This is a genomic window from Streptomyces sp. NPDC054932 (genome assembly GCF_053610205.1).
Genome location: NZ_JBSGXU010000325.1, coordinates 1 through 5,321, shown reverse-complemented (window position 1 = coordinate 5,321; position 5,321 = coordinate 1). Strand labels below are relative to the sequence as shown.

Here is a 5,321-nt window from a genome sequence, read left to right as displayed (position 1 = left end):
TCCCCGAACACCCCGCGAAGCAGGGGCCCGCGCGGCCGGTGACACCGACCGGCAGCCGCGCGCCCCGCCGCAGTCCCCGTTCGTCCGCCCCCACGCCCAAGGTGAGCGGGCCGGGCAGGCTCAGGCGCCGCCCGCCGCCGTCGCCTCCTGCTCCAGCAGACGGGCCGCCATCGCGCGCATCTCGATCTTGCGGATCTTCCCGGTGACGGTCATCGGGAACTCCTCCACGACGTGGACATAGCGGGGGATCTTGAAGTGGGCCAGCCGCCCCGCGCAGTACGCGCGCACGGCCTGCGCGGTCAGCGCCTCGGCCCCCTCGCGCATCCGTACCCACGCCATCAGCTCCTCCCCGTACTTCGGATCGGGCACCCCGATCACCTGGACGTCCAGGACATCGGGGTGGGCGTGGAGGAACTCCTCGATCTCACGGGGGTAGAGGTTCTCGCCTCCCCGGATCACCATGTCCTTGATCCGGCCGGTGATGCTCAGGTAGCCGTCACCGTCCATGACCGCCAGGTCGCCGGTGTGCATCCAGCCCTCCGGGTCGACGGCCTCGGCGGTCTTCCCGGGCTCGCCCCAGTAGCCGAGCATCACCGAGTAGCCCCGGGTGCACAGTTCTCCCGGGGTGCCGCGCGGGACGGTCCGGCCCGACTGCGGATCGACCACCTTGACCTCCAGGTGCGGGCCGACCCGGCCCACCGTGGAGACCCGGCGCTCGACCGAGTCGTCCACACGGGTCTGCGTGGACACCGGCGAGGTCTCCGTCATGCCGTAACAGATGGAGACCTCGGTCATCCCCATCCGCTCGATGACCTCGGTCATGACCTCCACCGGGCAGGGCGAACCCGCCATGATCCCGGTGCGCAGGCTCGACAGGTCGTACCCGTCGAACCCGGGGGAGGCCAGCTCGGCGATGAACATGGTCGGGACCCCGTACAGGGAGGTGCAGGCCTCCGCCTCCACCGCCGCCAGCGTCGCCGCCGGGTCGAAGGCGGGCGCGGGGATCACCATCGCCGCGCCGTGGCTGGTGCAGGCGAGGTTGCCCATCACCATCCCGAAGCAGTGGTAGAACGGCACCGGGATGCACACCCGGTCGCGCTCGTCGTACCCGCACAACTCGCCCACGAAGAAGCCGTTGTTGAGGATGTTGTGGTGCGAGAGGGTGGCTCCCTTGGGGAAGCCCGTGGTGCCCGAGGTGTACTGGATGTTGATCGCATCGTCCGGACTCAGCGCGGCCTGCGCCCGCGCCAGTGCGGCCGGATCCGCCCCGCGCCCGCGCTCCAGCAGCGCGTCCCACCGCGGGCCGTCGAACAGGACGGTGAACTCCAGCCCCGGACAGCGCGGCCGGACCTCCTCGATCATCGCCGCGTAGTCGGAGCTCTTGAAGCGTTCCGCCGCGACCAGCAGCCGGATGCCGGACTGCCCGAGCACGTACTCCAGCTCGTGGGAGCGGTACGCCGGGTTGACGGTGACCAGGATCGCCCCGATCTTCGCGGTGGCGTACTGCACCAGCGTCCACTCGGCGCGGTTGGGCGCCCAGATGCCGACCCGGTCGCCCCGCACGATCCCGAGGTCCAGCAGCCCCAGGGCGAGGGCGTCCACCTCGGCGGCCAGCTCCGCGTACGTCCACCGGCGGCCGGCGGCCACGTCCACCAGGGCGTCCCGGGCGGGGAAGCGCCGTACGGTCCGGTCGAGGTTGTCCCCGATCGTCTCGCGGAGCAGCGGGACGCCGGAACTCCCGGACGCACGACTCGACGCTACGGACACACGTACCTCCTGCACTCGCTGCGGCGATGACGGCCAACGCGCGCCGCCCATGATCCCCTTGCGGCGGGCCGCGGCACCAGAGGCCGTGCCCGGACAGGCCCGTCCGCGGCGTGCCCGTGCAGGGGCGGCCGGCACCGGTCAGTCGGCGATCTGCCGGGCCGCGGCCCGTGTCCAGCGCTCGCCCTGGCCCGCTGGTGCCGCCTCGCGCAGGGACGCATTGTGCTCGCCCTGCCGGGAGTCTCCGGTGTCGTCCAGCGACGGTGTTTCCACATGGACGCTCCCCGGCAGCATCCAGCGTTCCCCCTCCTGCGCGCCGCGTGCCACCGCGATCACGTAGGACCGGCCCTCGGCCATCCGCGTCCCGTCGCCGTCCGCGTACACGACGCTCACCGTCACCGAGGACGGCGGTGTGCCCTTGAACGCCTTCTGCACCCGGGCCCGGTAGTCGACGCGGACCGGCCCGCCGCCGAACAGCGGGGCGTGCTCGGTGCTGCCGGTGATCCGCGCCCACACCAGCTCGTCGGCGTGACCGGCGACCTCGCGGTCGTCGGTGGCCCGGTAGCCGACGTCCGCCGACGAGGTCGGGGGGAGGCCCGGCTCCATCGCGACCTTCGCGGCGCCCAGCGCGACGGCGGCGAGGACGAGCGTGGCACCGGCCAGCGCCCACGTCTTCTTCTTCACGGTCATCATCCCCACAGCAGTGCGTAGTTCTTCTTGTCCTGGGCCGTCGGTGCCGGTGCCATGTCTCCGGTGTGCGGTGCCATCAGCGTGGAGTACCTCGACGGGTCCTTGTGGCAGAAGCCGAGGGCGTGTCCCAGCTCGTGAGCGGCCGTCTTGCGCCTGGCCTCGGGCGTCGTCAGGTTCGCCAGGTTCAGCCAGATCACGTCGGTGCCCGGGCCGTGCTCCCAGTAGCCGTACAGGTCGCGCCACTGCCCGTCCGTGCGGTTCGTGTCCTTGAACTCGACGTCGGCGTAACTCGTCGCGCCGTCCCTGCGGATCCGGACCGTGCCCAGGCTCCAGGACCGCACCGCGTGCGACAGGGCGTCGTCCAGGCTCGTCGCGTCGTCATAGGTGAGCTCCCCTCCGTCGACGGAGGAGTTGCCGCGGGAATCGGTGGCCTGCCCGCCCGAGTACTTCGTCCAGCACGCCGCGTACGCCGCCGGGGCGGCGGCCGGGACGGATGCGTCCGGGGCCTGCGCAGGCGCAGCCGCCGTCATCCCGGTGACCAGCGAGGTGATCGTGAGCACGGTCCATAACGGCTTCATGCCCGACACGGTAGGGCGGGTGCTGCGGGCCGGATCGTTTCACCGTTCCCGCGTCGCCCGGACGGGTTCGTGCACCTCGTGCGCGGGCGGCGCGCGTTCCCGCCCGGGGGGATCAGGCGGACCGGGCCGCGCCCGCCCACACGGCAGGCCTGCGCTCCGCCCAGGGCGCGGCCTTCTCCAGTTGCGCGGCGAGCCGGAACAGCACGTCCTCGCGTCCGTAGCCCGCGGCGAACTGGACCCCGATCGGCATGCCGGTGGCCGGGTCGAACGCGAGCGGCACCGACATCGCGGGCGTGCCGGCGACGTTGAAAGCGGCGGTGAACGGCGAGCGGTGGAACAGGTGCTCCAGCCAGCCCGGCCCGTCGGCGTTCTCCGCGCCCCGGCCGTAGGTGCCGAGGGCCACCGGTATCTCGGGGAGGGTGGGCGTGAGCAGCACGTCCTGGTTCCCGAAGTGGGCGCCGATCGAGCGGGCGACCCGGTTGCGCACGTCGAGGGCGTGCACGAACTCCGCGCCGCTCACCTCGAGTCCCCACCTGTAGCTCGCGAGCATCTCGGGCTCGACGGTGGACTCGTCCACGGGGCGGCCGAACGCCCGGGCGAGGCCGTCGATCCACGTCACCAGGTTCGTGGACCACAGGCGGGCGTTGGCGAGGACGAACTCCTCCCAGCTCGCGCCGAGATCCACGGTGGTGACGTCGACCCGGTGGCCGAGCGATTCCAGCAGCCGGGCGGCGGCCAGGGCGGCCCCGCTCACGGCCGGTTCCACGGCGCGCCCGTTCCAGGGGACGGTGACCAGGCCGACGCGCAGGCGGCCGGGTTCCCTGGTGATCTCTTCGGTGTAGGGGCGGCGGGGGCGCTCCGCGAAGTAGGGGTCGCCGGTCTCCGGACCCTGGATCAGGTCGAGCAGGGCCGCACTGTCCCGCACGGTCCGGCTGAGCCCGCCGTGCACCGCGAGGCCGTTGAAGACCTCGTCGGCGTCCGGCCCCAGGGAGATGCGGCCGCGGGTGGGCTTGAGGCCGAACAGCCCGGTGCTGGCGGCCGGCACCCGGATCGATCCGGCCGCATCGGTGGCGTGCGCGAGGGGAGTGATGCCGGCGGCGACGGCCGCGGCCGACCCGCCGCTGGAGCCGCCCGCTGTCCGGGTGGGATCCCAGGGGTTGCGGGTGGCGCCGTACAGGACCGGCTCCGTGGTGGTGCTGTAGGCGAATTCGGGCGTGGCCGTGCGGCCCAGCGTCACCAGACCGGCCCGGCGCAGCCGCCGCATCAGGAAGGAGTCCTCCGCCGCCACGTTGCCGGCGGCGAGGAAGGTGCGGAGGGCGTGTGCGAAGTCGTCCGGGGCGTCGTGGTGGACGACGTGTCCGGCCGCGAGTTCGACCCGGCGGACGGGGCCCGGATGGCGGGCGTGCATCTCGCGGGCGTGGTCGGGGGTGATCTCGTCGCTGTGGGTTCCGTGGACGAGGAGGGTCGGACAGGTCAGGGTCGTCCAGTCGGCCCAGTGGTCGCCGGTGAGGGCCTGTTGGGAGGCGATGGTGTCTTCGGCGTCGAAGGAGAATCCCCACCCGCCGTCCTTCTCGCGGAACGAGCACTCCAGGTAGGGTGCGGCGGTTCCGAGGGCTTGGGCCAGGGCTTCACGGGTGGGTTGCGGTCCGGGCAGGCGGCGGGTGAAGGCGGTGTCGATGTCGACGACGGCGCCGATGTCCTCGACGACCAGGGCGCAGACGCGTCCGGGGCGGCGGGCGGCGTACTGGTAGGCGTTGACCCCGCCGAGGGAGTGCCCCACCACCGGCAGCGGGCCGAGCCCGAGGTGGTCGTGGAAGGCGGCCACGTCCTCGACGTAGTCCTTGCGGCCGTAGGAGTCGGCGCGATCGGACTCCCCGTGCCCGCGCTGGTCCAGCGCCAACACCCGCCAGTCCGGGGCGAGTGCGGCGGCCAGCGGAGCGAACGCGGCGGCCTCGTTGTAGTGCCCGTGCAGGGCCAGTACGGGCCGGCCGGGCCCGCCGAAATCGAGGTAGGACAAACGGCGGCCGCGGTGGAGGAAGGAATGGCGCACGCCTGTGATCGTAGAAACCCGTGCCCGGCCGCCGAGCACCACCCCCGAGCCCCCGGCCCGCCCGGGGACGGTCACCGAGGCGGACGCGGTACGGACCGGCTACTCCTCGGGCTCCCAGGCGATCAGCTGCTCGGCCGTGCCCGTGGCCGAAGCGGAGGCGGGCGCGGCGTCGTCCGTGAGGAGTGCGGGCCGCCCTGTACTTCGCCCTCGCCGGGCCGGCGGGGTGCTCCCGGTCCGGG

4 protein-coding genes are annotated in these 5,321 nt (G+C 73.1%); all 4 read right to left on the bottom strand.

Features of this window, described 5'->3' with window-relative positions:
- Positions 1-120: 120 nt before the first annotated feature.
- Positions 121-1,818, bottom strand: a complete 1,698-nt coding sequence (locus ACWGE1_RS40000; RefSeq protein ID WP_453425389.1) for an AMP-binding protein — start codon at positions 1,816-1,818, stop codon at positions 121-123.
- A gap of 87 nt (positions 1,819-1,905) precedes the next feature.
- Positions 1,906-2,448, bottom strand: a complete 543-nt coding sequence (locus tag ACWGE1_RS39995; protein ID WP_453425388.1) for a hypothetical protein — start codon at positions 2,446-2,448, stop codon at positions 1,906-1,908.
- A gap of 5 nt (positions 2,449-2,453) precedes the next feature.
- Positions 2,454-3,032, bottom strand: a complete 579-nt coding sequence (locus ACWGE1_RS39990; protein WP_453425387.1) for a hypothetical protein — start codon at positions 3,030-3,032, stop codon at positions 2,454-2,456.
- Positions 3,033-3,144: 112 nt separating this feature from the next.
- On the bottom strand, positions 3,145-5,082 hold the full coding sequence (locus ACWGE1_RS39985; RefSeq protein WP_453425386.1) for an alpha/beta fold hydrolase: 1,938 nt from the start codon (positions 5,080-5,082) through the stop codon (positions 3,145-3,147).
- Positions 5,083-5,321: the final 239 nt, after the last annotated feature.

Coding starts and splice junctions, on each gene's coding strand:
- ACWGE1_RS40000 (WP_453425389.1), bottom strand. CDS start 1,818: ATGGGCGGCGCGCGTTGGCCGTCATCGCCGCAGCGAGTGCAGGAGGTA.
- ACWGE1_RS39990 (WP_453425387.1), bottom strand. CDS start 3,032: ATGAAGCCGTTATGGACCGTGCTCACGATCACCTCGCTGGTCACCGGG.